At 61.0% G+C, this 18,030-nt stretch carries 15 protein-coding genes; 9 read left to right on the top strand and 6 right to left on the bottom strand.

Annotation, left to right across the window (positions count from 1 at the left end):
* The first annotated feature begins 392 nt into the window (after nt 1–392).
* The 5 genes from thiL to B384_RS18490 all read left to right on the top strand — a co-directional run bounded on the left by thiL (nt 393) and on the right by B384_RS18490 (nt 7,089).
* Entirely contained in the window at nt 393–1,397 is a 1,005-nt protein-coding gene (thiL, locus tag B384_RS0109920; RefSeq protein ID WP_026041094.1) for a thiamine-phosphate kinase, read from the top strand.
* Between the two features lie 10 nt (nt 1,398–1,407).
* Nucleotides 1,408–2,448 (top strand): DAK2 domain-containing protein, encoded by a 1,041-nt coding sequence (locus B384_RS0109915; protein WP_083850904.1) that lies wholly within the window; start codon nt 1,408–1,410, stop codon nt 2,446–2,448.
* A gap of 1 nt (nt 2,449) precedes the next feature.
* A complete protein-coding gene (locus B384_RS0109910) occupies nt 2,450–4,657 on the top strand; it encodes an ATP-dependent DNA helicase RecG (RefSeq protein WP_035766924.1) in 2,208 nt (735 codons plus the stop codon).
* Between the two features lie 157 nt (nt 4,658–4,814).
* On the top strand, nt 4,815–5,354 hold the full coding sequence (locus tag B384_RS0109905) for a hypothetical protein (RefSeq protein ID WP_019482957.1): 540 nt from the start codon (nt 4,815–4,817) through the stop codon (nt 5,352–5,354).
* 85 nt (nt 5,355–5,439) lie between these two features.
* The gene (locus tag B384_RS18490) at nt 5,440–7,089 is read left to right on the top strand and encodes an HNH endonuclease signature motif containing protein (protein WP_019482956.1); all 1,650 of its coding nucleotides are present in this window, start codon (nt 5,440–5,442) and stop codon (nt 7,087–7,089) included.
* A 295-nt stretch (nt 7,090–7,384) separates the two neighbouring features.
* Here the strand turns inward: B384_RS18490 and B384_RS0109895 are convergent, their stop codons facing one another.
* Nucleotides 7,385–8,818: a DUF2252 domain-containing protein gene (locus B384_RS0109895; RefSeq protein ID WP_019482955.1), complete on the bottom strand. Its 1,434-nt coding sequence runs from the start codon at nt 8,816–8,818 to the stop codon at nt 7,385–7,387.
* Between the two features lie 1,024 nt (nt 8,819–9,842).
* Between B384_RS0109895 and B384_RS0109890 the strand changes: the two genes are divergently transcribed.
* The gene (locus tag B384_RS0109890; protein WP_192813082.1) at nt 9,843–11,408 is read left to right on the top strand and encodes an alpha/beta fold hydrolase; all 1,566 of its coding nucleotides are present in this window, start codon (nt 9,843–9,845) and stop codon (nt 11,406–11,408) included.
* A gap of 185 nt (nt 11,409–11,593) precedes the next feature.
* Nucleotides 11,594–12,172, top strand: coding sequence for a 16S rRNA (guanine(966)-N(2))-methyltransferase RsmD (rsmD, locus tag B384_RS0109885; protein WP_019482953.1), 579 nt, complete (start codon nt 11,594–11,596; stop codon nt 12,170–12,172).
* A gap of 442 nt (nt 12,173–12,614) precedes the next feature.
* Here rsmD and B384_RS0109880 read toward each other — a convergent pair whose 3' ends face one another.
* The 3 genes from B384_RS0109880 to B384_RS0109870 all read right to left on the bottom strand — a co-directional run bounded on the left by B384_RS0109880 (nt 12,615) and on the right by B384_RS0109870 (nt 15,144).
* Nucleotides 12,615–12,905 (bottom strand): DUF1540 domain-containing protein, encoded by a 291-nt coding sequence (locus B384_RS0109880; RefSeq protein WP_019482952.1) that lies wholly within the window; start codon nt 12,903–12,905, stop codon nt 12,615–12,617.
* A 191-nt stretch (nt 12,906–13,096) separates the two neighbouring features.
* Nucleotides 13,097–13,909, bottom strand: coding sequence for a fused MFS/spermidine synthase (locus tag B384_RS0109875; protein WP_019482951.1), 813 nt, complete (start codon nt 13,907–13,909; stop codon nt 13,097–13,099).
* Entirely contained in the window at nt 13,906–15,144 is a 1,239-nt protein-coding gene (locus tag B384_RS0109870) for an aminotransferase class I/II-fold pyridoxal phosphate-dependent enzyme (RefSeq protein ID WP_035766906.1), read from the bottom strand. The genes B384_RS0109875 and B384_RS0109870 overlap by 4 nt, the downstream gene beginning before the upstream one ends.
* Before the next feature lie 78 nt (nt 15,145–15,222).
* Here B384_RS0109870 and coaD point away from each other — a divergent pair, with 78 nt between their 5' ends.
* Complete coding sequence (gene coaD / locus B384_RS0109865) at nt 15,223–15,699, top strand: pantetheine-phosphate adenylyltransferase (protein WP_019482949.1); 477 nt, start codon at nt 15,223–15,225, stop codon at nt 15,697–15,699.
* Between the two features lie 48 nt (nt 15,700–15,747).
* Complete coding sequence (locus B384_RS18485; RefSeq protein ID WP_019482948.1) at nt 15,748–16,035, top strand: hypothetical protein; 288 nt, start codon at nt 15,748–15,750, stop codon at nt 16,033–16,035.
* A gap of 3 nt (nt 16,036–16,038) precedes the next feature.
* Here the strand turns inward: B384_RS18485 and B384_RS0109855 are convergent, their stop codons facing one another.
* The gene (locus B384_RS0109855; protein WP_019482947.1) at nt 16,039–17,076 is read right to left on the bottom strand and encodes a sulfate/molybdate ABC transporter ATP-binding protein; all 1,038 of its coding nucleotides are present in this window, start codon (nt 17,074–17,076) and stop codon (nt 16,039–16,041) included.
* Nucleotides 17,073–17,801, bottom strand: a complete 729-nt coding sequence (locus tag B384_RS0109850; protein ID WP_237715282.1) for an ABC transporter permease — start codon at nt 17,799–17,801, stop codon at nt 17,073–17,075. Before B384_RS0109850 ends, B384_RS0109855 begins: the two co-directional genes overlap by 4 nt.
* Nucleotides 17,802–18,030: the final 229 nt, after the last annotated feature.

Genomic DNA, 18,030 nt, shown 5'->3' with positions numbered 1-18,030 from the left:
TAAGTATAATTCGCCTATAGCTTATCGCAACACAACTAAGGCAAGGACGAGAACACGAATAGAGTGCTGTCTGGCGCCGCCAGACTAACCACTACGTTTTCACCGGGTGTAAGAATCTACCCGCCGATCGCGAAGACGCAGTTGGGCTTAGTTGGTGGCGAGGCCCTTGAATATTGGCTCGAATCGTGAATCGAACCGTCCGATGGACTGTTCGGTCTGCCTCTGGATGTCGGGCGGTGTGTATCTCCGCATCCCTGGCTCCGAACTAAACTCCTACTACCCCCCCCACCTGATAGCTCTCCGACGTCCCGTGCTGTGATTCGGATGGTTTGACCTATCAACGAAAGTACGTCGAGATCACGATAGGGAGCAAGTTACCGTAGCGTGGAACCATGCCTATTACGGTTGCGGGACTAAGCGAAACTGGACTATTGCTACGGATACTGCCGCGTATTGCGGTTGCGTCCGGCGTTTTGATCGGACCAGGCGATGACGCCGCGATAGTCGAGGCGCCAGATGGCAGGGTAGTGATCTCTATCGACACGATCGTTGAGGACAAAGACTTCAGGCTGGAACGCCCCAACGGACACATGACCACCGGATATGACGTTGGATGGAAGTCAGCCGCACAAAACTTGAGCGACATGAACGCTATGGGCGCACGGGCCACATCAATGGTTGTCAGCCTGACTCTCCCCGGCCACACCGAAGTGCATTGGGTTGAAGAACTGGCGGACGGTCTGTCTGCAGCGATCGCCGAGCTGGGAGCCGACGGGTGTGGCGTCGTCGGTGGCGACTTAGGTGGTGGGCGGGAGATCGTGGTGACGGCTGCGATCACCGGGTCACTCGACGGTGGTGAGCCTGTTTTGCGTTCGGGCGCACAGGTGGGAGACGTGGTCGGCCTCGCTGGAACTGTGGGATTCGCAGCAGCAGGGCTTGCTCTCATGGAGTCGGACCACCCAACCCAATCGCTGAGTCCAGACTTCACTCAATATGTAGACATCCAGAAACGTCCGCGGCCACCACTCCAAGCCGGACCTGCCGCGGCAAAAGCAGGAGCTACCGCAATGCTCGATGTGTCAGACGGATTGATCAGGGACGCGGGCCGGCTGGCAGACGGGAGTTCAGTGAGCATCGAATTTGATCGAGCTGCTCTGGACCGACTAGTTGAGCCGCTACGGAAACTCGGCAAATTCCTGGGCATCGACCCAATGGAGTGGGTGCTGGGCGGGGGAGAGGACTATTCGCTGCTCGCCACCTTTCCGCGCAACACTCCTCTCCCTAAAGGGTTCACTGCGGTAGGCTCGGTATGTGCCGGATTGCCCGGCGTGACCGCAGCGCCGCAGTCACCCGCCAACGTGGGATGGGATCACTTTGCAGACAAAGATCACCGCTAACGCAGCTGCGATGAGGCGATGGTTGAGCAAGGCCGAAGAGTCCCTGGGCAACCACAGCGACCGCCTCAACGCCATCAACATCTTCCCAGTGGCAGACGGCGACACCGGCACCAACCTCTACCTCACCGTTCGCGCCGCTTCCCACGCCGCCTCGGCATCCGACACCACCGATCTCGGCGTACTGCTCCGAATCGCCGGTCAGGCCGCGATGGAAGACGCACGCGGTAACTCAGGCACCCTCTTCGCCGTGTTCCTCGCAGCCGTGGCCGAACCGCTGCACCACCACACCAGACTTTCAGGCCCCCTACTAGCCACGGCGTTGCAGCGAGCCCAGATCCGCAGCTGGTCGGCCCTCAGCGACCCGGTGCCCGGCACCATGCTGTCCGTCCTGGAGGCAACAGCCCGCGGAGCGGCCATGGCAGACGGCGCCCAAAACGGAGACGATAGCAACCACGCCCTCGCCCTCACACTGCAAGCCGCCGTCGAAGCCGCCCTGGAAGCCGTCATTCAGACCGAAAGCCAGCTCGGCGTTCTCACCGCGGCCAAGGTTGTGGATGCCGGGGGAGTGGGATTCCTCCTGATCATGGATGCGCTGCGGGCCGCCGCGCTCGGCGAAGAGCTGCAGGACGAACTTCTCGACGGACTCCACGGGTACGACATCCAGGCACCCCACATTCACAACGGCGGCGACGCCGAGGGCGTCGAAGTCATGTGCACCATCAACCTCAGCCCCCTCGACGCCGCCACGTTGCGGCTCCACCTCGACGAGCTCGGGGACTCAGTCATCATGAGCGCCGTCACCGAGGTCGAGGAAGGCTACCGATGGCGTGTCCACGTCCACGTGCCCACGCCCGAACCGGCGCTGAAACTAATCCAGGAAGCCGGCCATCCAATCAACGTGTCAGTGACGCAACTGGCGTCGCCACGCCAGTCCGACTCGCCGCAGTACGGCGACGTGACCCAACTCAAGGACCCGTCCACTCTTGGTGACTCATCCACACTCGACGAATCAGCGCAGCTCAGTGAAGCCCAAGAGGCCAGTGGACAATAACATTACTGAGGAACTCAACGTTCCCCTTGCGGGGAGAATCGGTCTCAAGAACGCCAAGCTGTTTGCCGAGCATCTCCACCTTCATACGATTGGCCATCTGCTCAACCATGTCCCGCGCGCCTATTTCAAGCGGGGCGAGCTGACTCCGGTCAGCAGCGTGCCCTTGGGCGAGGACGTCACCCTGATCGCCCGAGTTCAGTCAGCCAACAAGCGGAAGATGCAGACTCGCAAGGGCTTCCTGTGCGAGGTGGTCATTACCGACGACGACGGCGGACGCCTCGGCAGTCTCAGCCTCACCTTCTTCAACGGACACAATGCCCACCGGGATCTGCGCCCCGGCGTGCACGCCATGTTCTATGGCAAGGTCACCGCTTACAAGAACCGGCTGACGCTCACCAACCCCGGGTACTCCCTGCTTGACGACGACGAGATGGTGGATCCGGCCTTCCTCGAGAGGCCCATACCGGTGTACCCGGCGGCGGCGAAGGTGGAAAGCAAGGACATTCAGAAGGCCGTCGGGAAGCTGCTCGACAGCCTGGTGCACTCCCAACTCAATGATCCGGTGCCACCGGAAATTGCTCGCCGCGACAAGCTGATGAACGTCACCCAGGCGTATGAGCTGATCCACCGGCCGCATGTCATCGAAGACACCTACCGAGCCAAACACCGGTTGCGCTACCAGGAAGCGCTGGTGCTCCAAACCGCGCTTGCCCGACGTCGGGCGCTGACTTCGCTGGAAGAGGCGACGGCTCGTCCGTTCAGGTCGGGCGGCCTGCTAGACCAGTTTGACGCCAAGCTACCTTTCACGCTGACCGACGGACAGAAGATGGTGGGGGAGACGTTGGCCGATGAGCTGGCGTCGCCGCACCCGATGAACCGGCTGCTGCAGGGTGAGGTGGGCTCGGGCAAGACGCTGGTCGCGCTGCGCGCGATGCTCCAGGTGATCGACGCCGGCGGCCAGGCTGCGCTGTTGGCACCGACCGAGGTGTTGGCAGCTCAACATCTGCAGTCGATCACCCGAACGCTGGGTCCGCTGGGGATGGGTGGAATGCTTGGCGGTGCTGCCGACGGCACCAAGGTGGTGCTGCTGACCGGTTCCATGAGCACGGCGCAGCGTAAGCAGGCGATGCTCGATGCGGCCACCGGTGAAGCGGGCATCGTCATCGGGACGCACGCGCTGCTGTCGGAGAATGTGAGCTTTTTCGATCTGGGGCTCATCGTGGTGGATGAACAGCACCGGTTCGGCGTCGAGCAGCGCGACGTGCTGCGGTCCAAGGCAACCAATTCGCCTCATGTGCTGGTGATGACGGCAACTCCGATTCCCCGGACCGTCGCGATGACGGTGTTTGGGGATCTGGATGTCTCCACGATGACCGAGCTGCCAGCCGGCAGGGCGCCGATCACCACCCACGAGGTGGGTCTCACCGAGCATCCAGGGTGGATACAGCGGATTTGGGCTCGTGCTCGGGAAGAGATCGACGCCGGTCGCCAGGTGTACGTGGTGTGTCCCAAGATTGGGGACCAGGAGGAGGATTCCGCGGCTCTGGAGCTCTATTCGCCGGAAGCGGTGGGAGCACCCCGTGCGCCTCAGCAGGAGCTGACGTCGGTCAATGAGTTGTTCGAAACCCTGCAGGAAATGCCGGTGATGCAGGGTGTGTCGATAGGGCTGTTGCATGGGCGGCTGGACCCTGTCGAGAAGTCAGCGACCATGGCTCGCTTCAATGACGGAAGCGTTCAGTTGCTGGTCTCCACCACGGTGATCGAGGTCGGTGTGGATGTTCACAATGCCACGATGATGGTGATCATGGATGCGGATCGGTTCGGTATTTCGCAGCTGCATCAGCTGCGCGGACGGGTTGGTCGTGGTGGGCATCCTGGGACCTGTCTCTTGGTGACGCAACTCGATCCGGATCATCCCAGCAGGGAGAGGCTCGCCGCTGTGGCGTCGACCACGGATGGCTTTGAGCTGTCGCAGAAGGACCTGGAGCTGAGGCGTGAAGGCAACATCCTTGGTGCTTCGCAGTCCGGTGGCCGGTCAGCGCTGAAGTTTTTGCGGGTGGTTAAGGATGCAGCGATCATCGAGAAGGCCCGTGAGGATGCGCAGCAGATTGTTGCGCAGGACCTGGATCTTGTGGATCATCCGGAGCTGGCTGAGGCTTTGGATATCTATCTGAATCCCGTGAAGGAAGCGTACCTGGAGCGGGGCTGACCCAGCTGGGGAGTGACATCTTCTACCCTGCTCAAAGTAAGTCGCCGACCCGTTCGCAGGCCGAGTCAACGGGTCTATTGTTGGCCGCATGAGCATAACTGCGACTCCAGTGCGATTGGGGTGGGGTAGCGGCTGCATAGTTCTGGGCGGTCTGCTCGTGATCATTCTTTGGCTGATCTTCACCACGGCGCATGGTGCGACTTCGTACAACAAGGATCGGTCTGTTCTGGGCGGATCGATGCTGTTCTGGGGGATGTTGCTGGGCAGCATCCCTAATCTGCTGATTGCTGCTGGACTTGTCTTTCTTTCCTCGAGTTTGGAGCTGACAGCGGGTCGGCTTACGCGGGTCGGCTATGTACTAATGCTGATCGGGCTTGTGGTTCCGGCGGTGATCGACCTGGCCATTCAGGCGTTGGGTGCACCGTTCTTTGTCCCGGTCGTTGGAATCGGGTTGATTGTTACCGCAATCGGAATCCGGCATAATCCGCGGATTGGCAGGTTGAGCCGTTACCTGTTGCTGGTCATTGGATTGATCCTTCTGCTTGCTTTTATGTGGGCTTTGGTACCGAGTGAGGTTACAGATCCGATGGGCGGCTACAGAATCTATGGCGGTTTGGCTCATTTTGGTGTGGGCACCGGCTGGGTGTTGTTCGGCATCAGCGTGCTCCGTTCCTTAGCGCCCGGTGACAGGTACTGAAGGTGTGGAGGATTAGTGGCCACTCCTTCTCCACATTGGCCCCCGTCGCTAGATCGTTCGAATCCATGTTCGATAAAATTGGACCATGGCAATCACCCCTTTCGAGCAGCAGACCGATACTCCTCGGTATCTCGCCTGGTTGAACACCGAACTGTCGGGGATTGCTGACTCTTTTCGTTCGGAGAGTCTGGTCATGCCCACCCGTGAACTTGCCGAAATCGCGGTGGCTATCGAACAGGTCGCCAGAACTGCTGAGCAACTCCAGTTGATTGCCGCGCACGCGGTGGAACATCAGAATGTCGCAGTAGTCGGAGAGTCCGACCAGCGGATGAGTCTGGGAGTATCCGACGGTGATTCGCCCAAGGGAGCGCTGAACCGCACGGGGTGCAGAGACAACGCCGAGTATCTTCGGAACACTTTGCGAATCAGCAAGAGTGATGCGAAGCGGCGGATTCGTGTATCTGGCCAGGTTTTGCCCACGGTTCAGTTGAATGGGCAGCCGCTTGCTCCTCGGCTTGAATATCTTGGGGCTGCGATTGCTCGATCGGCAGTCAGTAGCCAGGCTGCCACCCTGATCAGTTCGGCCATGGAAAGAGTCAAGCCGTTTGCTTCGTCCAAGGATCTGGACGAGATGGAGGCCACTCTGACTCGGCAGGCAGTTGTCTCGGATCTGGATGTGCTCAGGGTGTTGATTCAGCGGTGGGAAAGTTTGCTCAACCCTGATGGCTCTGAACCAACCGAAGAGGTTTTGCGGGCGCGGCAGGGAGTCTTTCTTAGGGGTAAGCGTCATGGTCTGCACTTCATGGAGATCTCAGCGACCGACGAACAGTTCGAAGACCTGATCACGGTGATGTATTCAGCCACCAACCCAAGGGCCAGGGCAGGACTGTCGGCTGCTGAAGCAGAAAAGTTGGGTGGCGTGGATAAGACTTTAGGTGCAGGTGCAGGTGCAGGTGCAGGTACAAGGACAGGTGCAGGTGCAGGTGCGGGCACAGATGGGGGTGTAGACGCCGGCGCACAGCCGTCTGGTGCCGGGGTGGATTCTTCGAACGCTGAGGCGACTTTGTTCGGTTCATCCGGAGATTCAGCTGCTCAGGGAGCAGGGGCCATTCCGGAGGATGAGCTTGATCGGTCGACGTGGGCGCAGCAGTTGCTGGATGGCTTGGTGGGTGCATGTCGAATTGCCTTGGCTAGCAGCAAGCTTTCCGATGCCGGAGGGATGAGGCCGCAGGTGTTGGTCACCATCAACTACAAGGACTTGGTGGCCGATGTCGGTAGAGCTGGTCATGCAGCGTTTGGCGGTTTGATCAGTGCTCGGTCGATTCGTCGGATTGCCTGCGATGCGAATGTCTTACCCGTGGTGCTTGGAACGCAAGGCCAGGTTCTCGATGTGGGGAATCCTCATCGTTTGTTTCCTCCCACTATCCGTAAAGCATTGGCCGCGCGGGATGGTGGATGTGCTTTTCCGGATTGCATGATGCCGTCGCCCTGGACCGAGGGCCATCACATCCTTCCGTGGAGTAGAGGTGGACCGACCACGGCGGATAACGGAGTCTTGCTTTGCACCAGGCATCACCATCTGGTTCACCAAGATGAATGGAAGATCGAGGTGAGGGACCGGATTCCGTGGTTTATTCCACCGCGGTATATCGATCCGGCGCAGAGACCTCGACAGAACCACTATCACCGGGATCATCCCCATCAGCAGGATCGCAATCCGTTGGTCTCGGGTTGATGTGCCGTCTGACTTACTAGGCTTCGCCGCCGAGGGGCTTCAATTGCCAGCGAATTTCCACTTGCTCGTCGGGGCAGTCCCGTTTGCAAGACCAGATCGTGGATCAGATCTGCGCCATGAGGGCCGGCACCGCAGCCGTGCCCTCAAGCCACTGGGTCTGGTCCTGACGATCAAGGTTGTCCGTTCGTGCCTACAGAAGCCGCTCGTCCATGACGAGTGCGTTTATGAGGCGTTGTGGTTTGCTGAGCAGTGCATGGGACGTCATGCGCGCGTCCGCTGGCAAATTGCGGTCGGCCTAGAGGCCCTCGACGGCTTCCAATCGTCCGGAACGAACCGCGTTGGCGAAGGCCCGGTAATCCTGCTCGTTCTGGTCCGCGTAGCGCTCGGAGAAGTCGGTGATCGACACGTCGAATTTAGCGCTTTTGCCCATATAGGCAGCGATCGCGACCGGGTCACCGGAGCGGGCATGCGCCCGGGCCAGGGTCCAGCCGCAGATTCCGGCGTAGATGGTCATGTTGAGCGGTTTCATTCCCTCCACGACGGCTGAGCCCTTCATATCACGTAACTGGCGCCAGTACAGGTACCGGTTTTCCTGCGCGCCCTTGGTCCACCCCAGGAAGATGTCGCTTGCTGCCTGCATCATCCGCTGCCCCTGCACCACGCGCTCGCCCGGCTGTTTGAACTTGCTCTTAGGTAAGTGGTCCTCGAGCACGGATTGCGTGGCCTCCTTGAGTTGCAGGAACAACGGGTCTTCCTGATCGCGCCCCTGGAGCAAAGCGATGAACGCCCGGGTGCCAACGCTGCCGACGCCGACAACCTTGCGGGCGACGTCGATGACTTCGAACCGTTCGAGCAGGTGACGCCGGTCGTCCTGGAGTGTGGCCCGGTAGGAACGGAGCTGCTCGCTGATCACGTGCTCAAGTTCATCGGCAGACATGCCGAGCGATCCGCCCAGCTCCCGGGCCGGGATGACTATCGGCGGCTGACTGACGATCCGGTACTTCCCGTCCACGAGTTCGCCAAGCTTGGAGAGGGCCTGCAGACTGTCCCGGGTGCGGGCCTTGGCGATGTTTTTCCGCGCCGTCTGCTCCAGGCCCTCGGCTTTCTTGAGGGTCTTGCCCTTGGGCGTCGACGCAGCCATGTTGATGGTTTCCAGTAGCTGTTCCTCGGATAGCTGGGCGTACCAGATGTCCAGAGTGCGCATTTGCGCGAACTCGGCCATCGCTTCCCGATAGGCCCGGACCGCGGTCAGCGTCACATCGTGTGTTTCTGTCCTGGTGAAGGCATTGTTCTGGGCAGCGATGGTGAAGCTCGCGGACATGCGCTTGACGTCATATTCAAACGGTCCCGGGAGCGTCTCGTCGAAGTCATTGAGGTCAAAGAGCAGGTTCCGCTCCGGCGAGGCAAATACGCCAAAGTTCGACAGGTGGGCGTCTCCGCACAGCTGGGTGATCAGGCCGGCCCGTGGAGTGTCCTTCAGATCAGCGGCCATGATCTTGGCCGCACCCCGGTAGAAGGTGAACGGCGAGGCCAGCATCCGGCCGTGCCGCACCGGCACAAGGTCCTGTTCCCGGGTGCGGTTCTGCTCCTCGAGGAGCGCGACCGGATCCGGCCGACCGGGATCGGGAACCCACCCCGTTGGGCTGGAGACCGGCGTTTTCTTCCGGCAACTCTTGCCCTTCGCGATCCGCTCCTCAACGCTCCGGTGCTTGATTCTGGATTCGGCCATGACCGGGGACCTCCCTTTGCATCAGGAACCACCACCGGCACTGGCCACCAGGGAATAGGTCCTTGCGGAGCGCGCCCGCGTGTCTTGGCTCAATAGGGCGATTATGGCCCCGACCTGACCCATCGTCAACGCGCGCTGCTGAATGATCCGGCCCTGGGGTCGACATGTTGAAGGCGGGTCGTCCGAAGACACCTGTGATGCTCATGGAGCACAGTCATACGTTCCACCAGAACTCTGTCGAAGCGCGTCCTACGTTGAGTGGTATCCGTGCAGCCTTTGGCGTTAAGGACGTTCCAGCCCGGTCTTGGTGGAACGGCTGTTGCGGGTAGATGGGCAGGGGAGTTACAACGCGGGAGTGGGCGATTTCGGCCATGGTGAACTGCCGGGCGGCGAACACGGCACCGCGCTAACGGCGGCAGGCGTCTCACGGAGTCGAATCCGGGTGACACGCTGCCCCGTCCTCCTGCCCAGAACATCTGCGGTGCCAGCATCCTGAAGGCGCTGATTCGGCCTCAGCTGGGCATCGAATACTCACCATGATGGCTGCAACTCAAACGGAAACCACTTCTGTGGTTCGAACTGGGTTCACATGGCAGCTCGACCGTCGATGCCTCCTTGATGTACCCAAGGCCCTGGAGCAGGGCGACCACAAGCCGATCGGCATACGGGTCGCTGATACGACAACGAGCGATCACATAGCGTCGCCACGAAGCGATCACATAGCGACGCCAAGAAGCGATAGCATCCACAGTCATTGAGTGTCGAGTGTCGAGTGTCGAGTTTTGAGTTCCTGGGTCCTGGCGACTAGCGACTGGCGACAGGTTCTCTCGGCACCGCCGGGGACACCCGGGTTCTTGCTCGGCACCGCGGGACCTTCGACTCTATGTCGTCGGCTGGGACAGCGGTCGAATGAAGAGTGGGTGAATCGGTGGGGGCCGCAGACTCCGGATTGACGGCATTTGGTCTCTAGACGATGATCACCCCTCCAGGAAAGATGAGGATCCCCCTCCAGGAAGCCACGGATATGTCAAAAGAGCAGCGAACCAGTTCGCCGTCCCCGACCGTCCCGGCCGAGCCGAGCCGACTGAGCACCATCTTCGATAGACCGTGGGTAGGACTCGCAGCCACTGTGGCTGTGACGGTCGGGTATGCACTGATGGCCGGTTGGCTGACTCCCCGAGGCCCACTGACGGAGGTCGAGGCCGTAGCTACTGTGGCGATGAGTCTACTGGTCGGCACCGCCAGCGGCGTCGCTCTCCGCTCGCAGTGGGCGGTTCTTATTGCGCCAGTACTTTTCCTCGTATCGTTCGAACTCGTCCGTGCAGGTGTTCAAGGCCCAACCGTGGACGAAATTCAGCTCAACTCGATTTACGGCGTCGTCGCGTTTGTTACCGGACGCGGGTTCCACGGCCTTCTGGTGCTGATCCCGATGATGTTTGGCGCAATCCTGGGTGCTGCGCTCGAACGGCGGAGAGTGCAGCGCAAGAGCCAGGATCCTAGTGCTCCAATTCGTCGGCGGACACGGACAGTCCTGCTCCGTGGGCTGACGGCCCTGACCGGCGTGTTCGTTCTTCTACTCGGCTTCTTCGTCGCCTTGCCGGGCTCCACAGACGCTATCTTGGCCGAGGACGGCACACCCGTGCCGGGAAGCGTCTCCGAGTTCGCAAGTGTGGATGTCGGAGATCATCAGCTGAGCGTAATGATCCGAGGACGCAGCGATACGAACCCGGTCCTCCTGTTCCTTGCGGGAGGTCCCGGAGGAACCGAATTGGGAGCGATGCGTAACCACGGGGAAGCCCTGGAGGAGGATTTTGTCGTCGCGACCCTCGACCAGCGAGGCACCGGCAAGTCGATGGACCAGTTCGAGCCGGCGTCAACCCTCACGCTGGAGAACGCAATTAGCGACGCACTAACTGTCACTGAGTATCTTCGCCAGCGGTTCGGCCAGGACCGTATCTACCTGGTGGGACAATCGTGGGGTTCAACGCTCGGGGTCCTCCTTGCGGATCGTGAACCGCAGTTCTACCAGGCCTTCGTTGGCGTCGGCCAAATGGTGAGCCAGCGTGCCACTGACATCATCTTTTATGAGGATGCGCTGGAGTGGGCGCGCACCACAGGCGACGTCGGGCTGGCGACCACGCTTGAAGCGTACGGTCCGCCGCCCTACACCGACATCAGGGGCTACGAACCGGCGATCGGAACCGAGCAATTGGTTCATCCGTACGACCGAACGCCGAACGCGGAGGGTTCAGGTCAGAATTCCGAAGGGCTTTTTGTTGAGGAGTACTCCAACGTTGAGAAGGTCCGGAACCTCGGCGCCACCCTCGACGTTTTCGCTGCGCTCTATCCGCAGCTGCAAGAGATTGACTTTCGAGAACAGGTGACGACCCTGGATATCCCCGTGTATCTGGCGCAGGGGCGTTACGAGGCTCCTGGCCGTGCCGTCCTCGCGCAAGAGTGGTACGAAGTGCTGACCGCCCCCTCCAAGGAACTACGTGTGTTTGAGACCTCAGGGCACCGACCAATGTGGGAGCAGCCAACCGAGTTTCACCGGCTTATGTTGGAGGTGCTGCAGGATACGAGCGGATAGGAAGCCCTCGGTTTGCCATCTATGGCAGGTCCACCGCACCCGCTTATGGTCTGTACATCCGATCGCAACAGCACCCACCAGCAACCTGATGGGCGCCCCAATCCGGGCGCAGCCATATCGCCGCCATTTTCGGCAGACAAAAATCGGTGGCCAAACGTCCCACCTCATGTCGATACAGTTGAAACATGAGTCGAATTATCGCCGGAGCCGCTGGAGGCATACCTCTATTCAGTGTTCCGGGCACAGCAACACGGCCCACCACTGACCGGGTCAAAGAGGCGTTGTTTTCTCGTCTCGACGCCTACGAGGTCATCGCCGATGCCAGAGTACTCGACCTCTTTGCTGGCTCAGGCTCCCTGGGCGTCGAAAGCGCAAGCCGCGGAGCGAAGATCGTTGACCTGGTGGAATCGGCCGACAAAGCCGCGGCAGTCAGCCGGACCAACGCCGATCTGGTGAACAAAACCCTCAAAAACCAGACTGTCCGGGTACATCACCTCAAGGTAGAAACCTACTTGGATCGGGCTCTTCCGTCGGATCAATGGGATCTCGTATTGATGGATCCTCCCTATCCGGTAGAAAACAACGCACTGACCGGCATCCTTGAAACCCTGGTTCCCCACCTGGCAGAGGGCGCTGTTATCGTGCTGGAACGCTCATCGCGCTCGCAGGAACCTGAATGGCCAGCCGGTCTGGAACGGTTTGCCGAAAAAAAGTATGGCGAAACCAAGCTATGGTTCGCAGAACCGACCGAGGCCGCGGTCTAAGGGACACCAGTCGGAGCCTTGCTGGCCATAGCGACGCGAACCATTGACACAAGCGTGCAAGGGCCAGGGTCATCGTGGGCCAGCCTTGGGACCGGAGGGCCTCATGCGAATAGAGCACAACACGGAGTTCTTCGGAAGAGTGCTCGGTCGAGGACAGTTCCTCCAACGAGTGCGTCTGAGACACATGTATTTCCATGGTGGTGACCGATCTTCCCCCGCGGTGAAGTAACTGCCGCAGGTTCTCTATCTAGTCAGTCACCTATGGGACGTTCGTGAGCCCCGGATGAGAGAACTCTCATCCGCGCCCGACGGCGACCGGAACGGTCCGAAGGATGTCGGTTGGAACAACCCCGCTCATGCACAAACCCGGCCGTCCTAGTGGACAACCGGGTCTGTGACGCTGTGAAACTTGGAGAGACGCTGTGAAACTTGGAGCGAGGTCCTACTGCGGTTGGTAGGACAGGCAATCAGCAGTGTCAGCGCCGTGGCCAATGGTCACATTGGTCTTGCCGCACATCAGGTGGTCGTTGAACGTGCATTCGGTGCGCTGACAAGCACCGACGTGAGCCAATACCATCGGCAAACCACCGGTCGCCGACGTGTCGATGAACGTCGAACACGATGCATGATCGCGGCTACCACCGACAGTGATCGCGTAGGCAGTACAGCCGTCGTGATTGAAGGAGCAGGAGTCCACACTGCACTCTGAAACGCTCGCAACTTCGGTAGTCATGGTTCCTCCATTTGTAGCAATCAGCGGTGGCAACAGGATCAACACCGCATGACACGTGGTCTATGCACCAACGGTACTGCTGAATGAATGAAAAAACAGCCGATAAAAGCTATTCGATAGCGCACATTAAATTAGCGCATTTATTGCTTTCGTATTGCGGCCGGATGAATAGGATAATGCATGCCCTGGCGTTACTGTGGCCCCGATGAGAATGTAAACAGGTCGGAACCGGTCACCACGACACCCGGATGCGGACCCGCCGCTACCAGCGGAGCCGACCACTCGGCTGGCCACACCGAATCGGTTCCCACCAGCACGATATTCCCAGCCAGTTGCCCTCCGATCATTCCCGCATCAGCCAGCACCGCGACGTCGTCGGCCGCCTCCTGCAACCGACGAACCTGGGCACGCGCAAAAGTCAGCGGGGGATCGTCCCCAACATTGACGAGAACAACTCCGCCCGGAGCCGCCAGCGAGGTCAACGCCTGATAAAACGCCTGATCGGTGAGATGGACAGGAGCATCATCGCCGGCAAACACGTCGAGCACCACTGCATCAAACGAGCCTGGCTCAAACCTGTCGAGCGCCGCCCGGGCATCCTCGATCACCAGGGAACACCTGGTGCCGGCAGGCAGCGGCAGATGCTCCAGCACAAAGTCCAACAACTCCCGTTCCAGTTCGACCGCAACCTGCTCAGAACCTGGCCTCGTCGCCTGGACATAGCGCGCCAACGTCAACGCGCCAGCACCGAGATGCAACACCCGAATTGGCTTACCGGCAGGCTTGAAGATATCCAGGACGTTCGCAATACGCCGCAGATACTCATAAAAGACATGTCCGGGATTCCCCAGATCAACATGCGATTGTTGGGCACCGCCAATACTGAGAATGTAAGCGCCCTCGGTGAATGAGTCTTCATCAATTTCGGCTAGCTGGCCAATGTCGGCCAAATGAAGGGTGGGCACAGCACCATCTTCGTCGGCGCCCAGTTCAACACCCTTCACAGCCGCGACCGCAACGTCGACAGACGGTCAGCTGCTTCTTCGAGCACCTCGGTCTTCTTGCAAAACGCAAACCGGAGCAACGAACTGGTCCGTGCGGCGCCGTCGGGATGGCAAAAGACAGCCACCGGAATAGCCGCAACCCCCAGCAGTTCGGGCAACCGCCGAGCCAACGCGGTGGCATCCGAAATTCCCAGCGGCGCTGCGTCGACGTTCACGAAGTACGTGCCCTGGGGTGTGAAGACATCGAATCCGGCAGCCTCAAGGCCGGCACTGAGAATGTCCCGCTTACGCTGCAGCGTTGCTGCGGTCGTCTCGAAGAAGCTGTCGTCGAGACCCAAACCGTGTGCAACGGCGCTCTGGAATGGAGTCCCGGAGCTGTAGGTCAGAAAAGTCTTTACCGTACGGACCGCCGAAATGAGTTCCCGTGGCCCACTGATCCACCCAATTTTCCAGCCGGTGACCGAGAACGTCTTCCCTGCCGAGGAAATGGTCAGCGTGCGGTCCGCAGCGCCCGGCAACGACGCAATCGGCACATGCCTGACGCCGAAGGTGAGGTGTTCATACACCTCGTCGGTCACGATCACCGAGTTGTGCTTCACCGCAAGATCGACGATCTTCTGCAACACCTCGCGCGTAAACACGGTGCCCGTGGGATTATGCGGATTGTTGAGCAGAATAATCCGGGTATTGGCGTTGACAGCCCGCTCGAGTGCGTCCAGATCGGGCTGAAAATCGGGAGCCGACAACGGAACAGTGGTGTGGGTGGCGCCACTGAGGCCGATCGTCGCGCCATACGAGTCATAGAACGGTTCAAAGGTGAGCACCTCATCACCGGGTCCGGCAAGTGCCAAAACTGTTGACGCAATGCCCTCGGTTGCGCCGGTGCTGACGATAATCTCGGTGCCGGGATCGGGGGTCAGCCCATAGAACCGCTCCTGATGGGCAGCGATGGCTTCCCGCAGCACCGGCAGTCCCTGCCCCGGCGCATACTGGTTGGCGCCGGCCGCAATGGCAGCACGGGCAGCCTCAAGAATCTCAGCCGGACCATCCTCATCAGGAAAACCCTGCCCCAGGTTGATGGCACCGTGCTGCATCGCCAACATGGTGATTTCCTCGAAGATCGTGACACCGAGACGCCCATCGGAGGCCAACAGATTGGCGCCCGACGCCGTCCGTTGCCATGGCGTAGGGGTTGTGGCGGTGCCGGTAACCAGTGAAGAAGTAGTTGAACTCATGCACTCAAGTATTGCGGTTATGACGCCGCACCGCCGCAGCCGGGTGTACCGCAGCGCACTTCACTGTAGATTCGAACCATGCGTCGCGCAGTCTGCCCCGGATCCTTTGACCCCATCCACAACGGTCACGTGGAGGTCATCGCCCGAGCCGCAAGCCTTTTTGATGAGGTGATCGTAGCGGTGTCCAACAACCCAGCCAAAAAATACCGGTTCGACCTGGATGAACGCCTCGAGAGCGTCCGCGAAACCCTCCAGTACCTCCGGGGCGTGTCAGTCCTGCCCATGAGCGAAGGTCTGCTGGCTGACTTTTGCCGCTCACATGGCGCCAACCTCATCGTCAAGGGTCTGCGGTCCAGCCAGGACTTCGACTATGAACTGCCCATGGCCACCATGAACCGCCAACTCACCGGCGTCGAAACCGTCTTCATCCCGGCCGAAAACAGCTACACCCATCTTTCGTCGTCGCTCCTGAAAGAGGTCGATTCACTCGGCGGAGACATCTCGCCGTTCGTTCCCAAGGGTGTGCTGAAAAGGCTCAAACGGCCCTCATCGTAGGGTCCCGATTAATCGGACGAATCTGGGCCGATGAAGTAGTCTGGCCTGATGAACGACAAGACCCGCCTCGCACCCGAAGATCCGTTCCCGGAGGACCTTGACGACCTGGCCGACGGTGAAGTGGAAGTGCTGAACAGCAAAGTCCACCGTCAGATCGACGAGGAGTATGTCGACGAAGGTCAGCCACACCCCGAGACCGAATTCCGCAAGGAAGAGCTCGACGAGGAACTCGACGAGCGCGACGACGACGGCACGTCCGACGACGGTACGCCGGACGACGCAGACGGCACGTCCGACGACGCAGCTAAGCCGACGGACGGCGACTCCCAGCAGTAGCGGCTACCTCGCGTACAGCGCGATCTCGGTGGACTTGACCACAAAGAACACCTGCATGCCGGGCACCAGGTCGAGATCCGCCGCAGCCGCGGCCGTAATGTCGGCGCTGAGATGACCGGCCCGGACACTCACCAGCTCGCCGCGTTGATCCAGGTCACTGACCGTCACCGGCAACACGTTGCGTGGACTGCCTGACGGCGCACTGACAAACACCGACACCGCACGAGGGCTGAACACCGCTGCCGCCTCCTGGCCTTCCGCCAACGGTTGCTCGGCAAGGGCGGATAGTCGCAACCCGTCCACGGTGGCCAAACCACCCTTGACACTGGTCCCGGTGACCAGATTCAGCCCAGCCAGCCCGGCGCCAAAAGCACTTCGAGGACGTTCAAGGACCTCACGCGTTGGACCCATCTCGACCACCTCGCCGGCCTGCACAATGATCGTGCGATCGGCAAGCATCAGCGCATCAAGCACATTGTGGGTGACGATAATCGCGCTGCGACCGGTCAGGACCCGTCGCAACGTCCGCCTCATTGCCGGTGTCACAGCAATGTCCAGCGCAGCCATCGGTTCGTCAAGGAGCAAAAGCTGAGGATGGGTGGCCAGCGCCCTGGCAACCGCCACCCGTTGCGCCTGTCCGCCGGACAGCTCCGACGGCCGACGGTCAGCGAACTCCTCCGCCTCCACCTCCTGAAGCCACCGGAGCGCTTCGGCCCTGGCGGCAGCCCTGCCCTCGCCCCGGCTACGCGGCCCGAAGGCCACATTGTCCAGCACGCTGAGATGCGGAAACAGCAGCGGCTCCTGCGCCAGCAGCGAGACGCCTCTGTCGTACGGCGGCAGCCAGGTATGGCCGCCGAACAGGACAGTGTCACCCAGGGTGGCGCTGCCGCCGTCGGGACGCAGCAATCCAGCAAGCACGGCAAGCAGCGTCGATTTACCGGCACCGTTGGGGCCCAGGATGGCCACCGTTTCGCCTTGCCCCACCGTGAGCTGCACATCCAGCCCGCGCGACGCCACCTGCACATCGGCCAGCAGACTCATAGCGCACCTCCGCCGGGCGCGCGCGACCGATGCGCCAGCCCCACCACCAGCACCGCGACCACCACCAGTACCAGTGACAGCGCGACGGCGGCATCAGGGTCAGTTTCCCGCTGCAGGTAGATCTCGAGCGGCAGGGTGCGGGTCACGCCCTCCAGACTGCCGGCAAAGGTCAGCGTGGCGCCGAACTCGCCCAGCGCACGGGCGAAGGACAGCACCATCCCCGAGATCAGCCCTGGCAGCACCAGGGGCAGAGTGATTCGCCGCAACACCGTTCCCGGGCGTGCGCCAAGGGTTGCTGCCACCGCTTCGTACCGGTTGCCCGCCGACCTGATCGCACCCTCGAGGCTGAGCACCAGGAACGGCAACGCCACAAACGTCTGGGCAATCACGACGGCGGTGGTTGAGAACGCAATGTCGATCCCCAGGACCTGGAGACTGTTCCCCAGCAGACCCTGGCGGCCAAAGGTGTAGAGCAAGGCGATGCCGCCAACCACCGGTGGCAGCACCAGCGGCAACAGCACCAGGGCACGCAGCAGCTTTTGGCCGGGAAAGTCGGTGCGGGCCAACACCAGGGCCATCGGCACCCCAAACATCACGCACAACACGGTGCTGATTGCCGAGGTGCGCAGGCTCAGGCCCAGCGCTGCCACCGAGGATTCAGACGTGATGAGGGAGAAAAACTCGGCCCAGTTCACCTGCGAGATCATCGCTGCCAGCGGCAACATGACAAACAGTGCACCGACACCGGCAACCAGAAACACCCACCGCGGAATGCCGTGCTGGATCGACCGACGCGGGGAAGGCGGGCGCCGGGAGGATCGGCCCCGGGTGGGCGCCCGGGTGGGGGCCGGGGTGGGGGCCGGGGTGTGATTTGGGGTGGGGTCCGGGGTGCTGGCTCTCGGGCTGCTCATGGTGCACCGAAACCGGCGTCAGCGAGCAACTGCCGGCCGGCGG

Origin of the sequence: Arthrobacter sp. TB 23 (genome assembly GCF_000294595.1) — a bacterium.
Lineage (GTDB): Bacteria > Actinomycetota > Actinomycetes > Actinomycetales > Micrococcaceae > Arthrobacter_D.
Note: the sequence above shows the minus strand (reverse complement) of the source record. Positions and strands in the feature narration are given on the sequence as shown.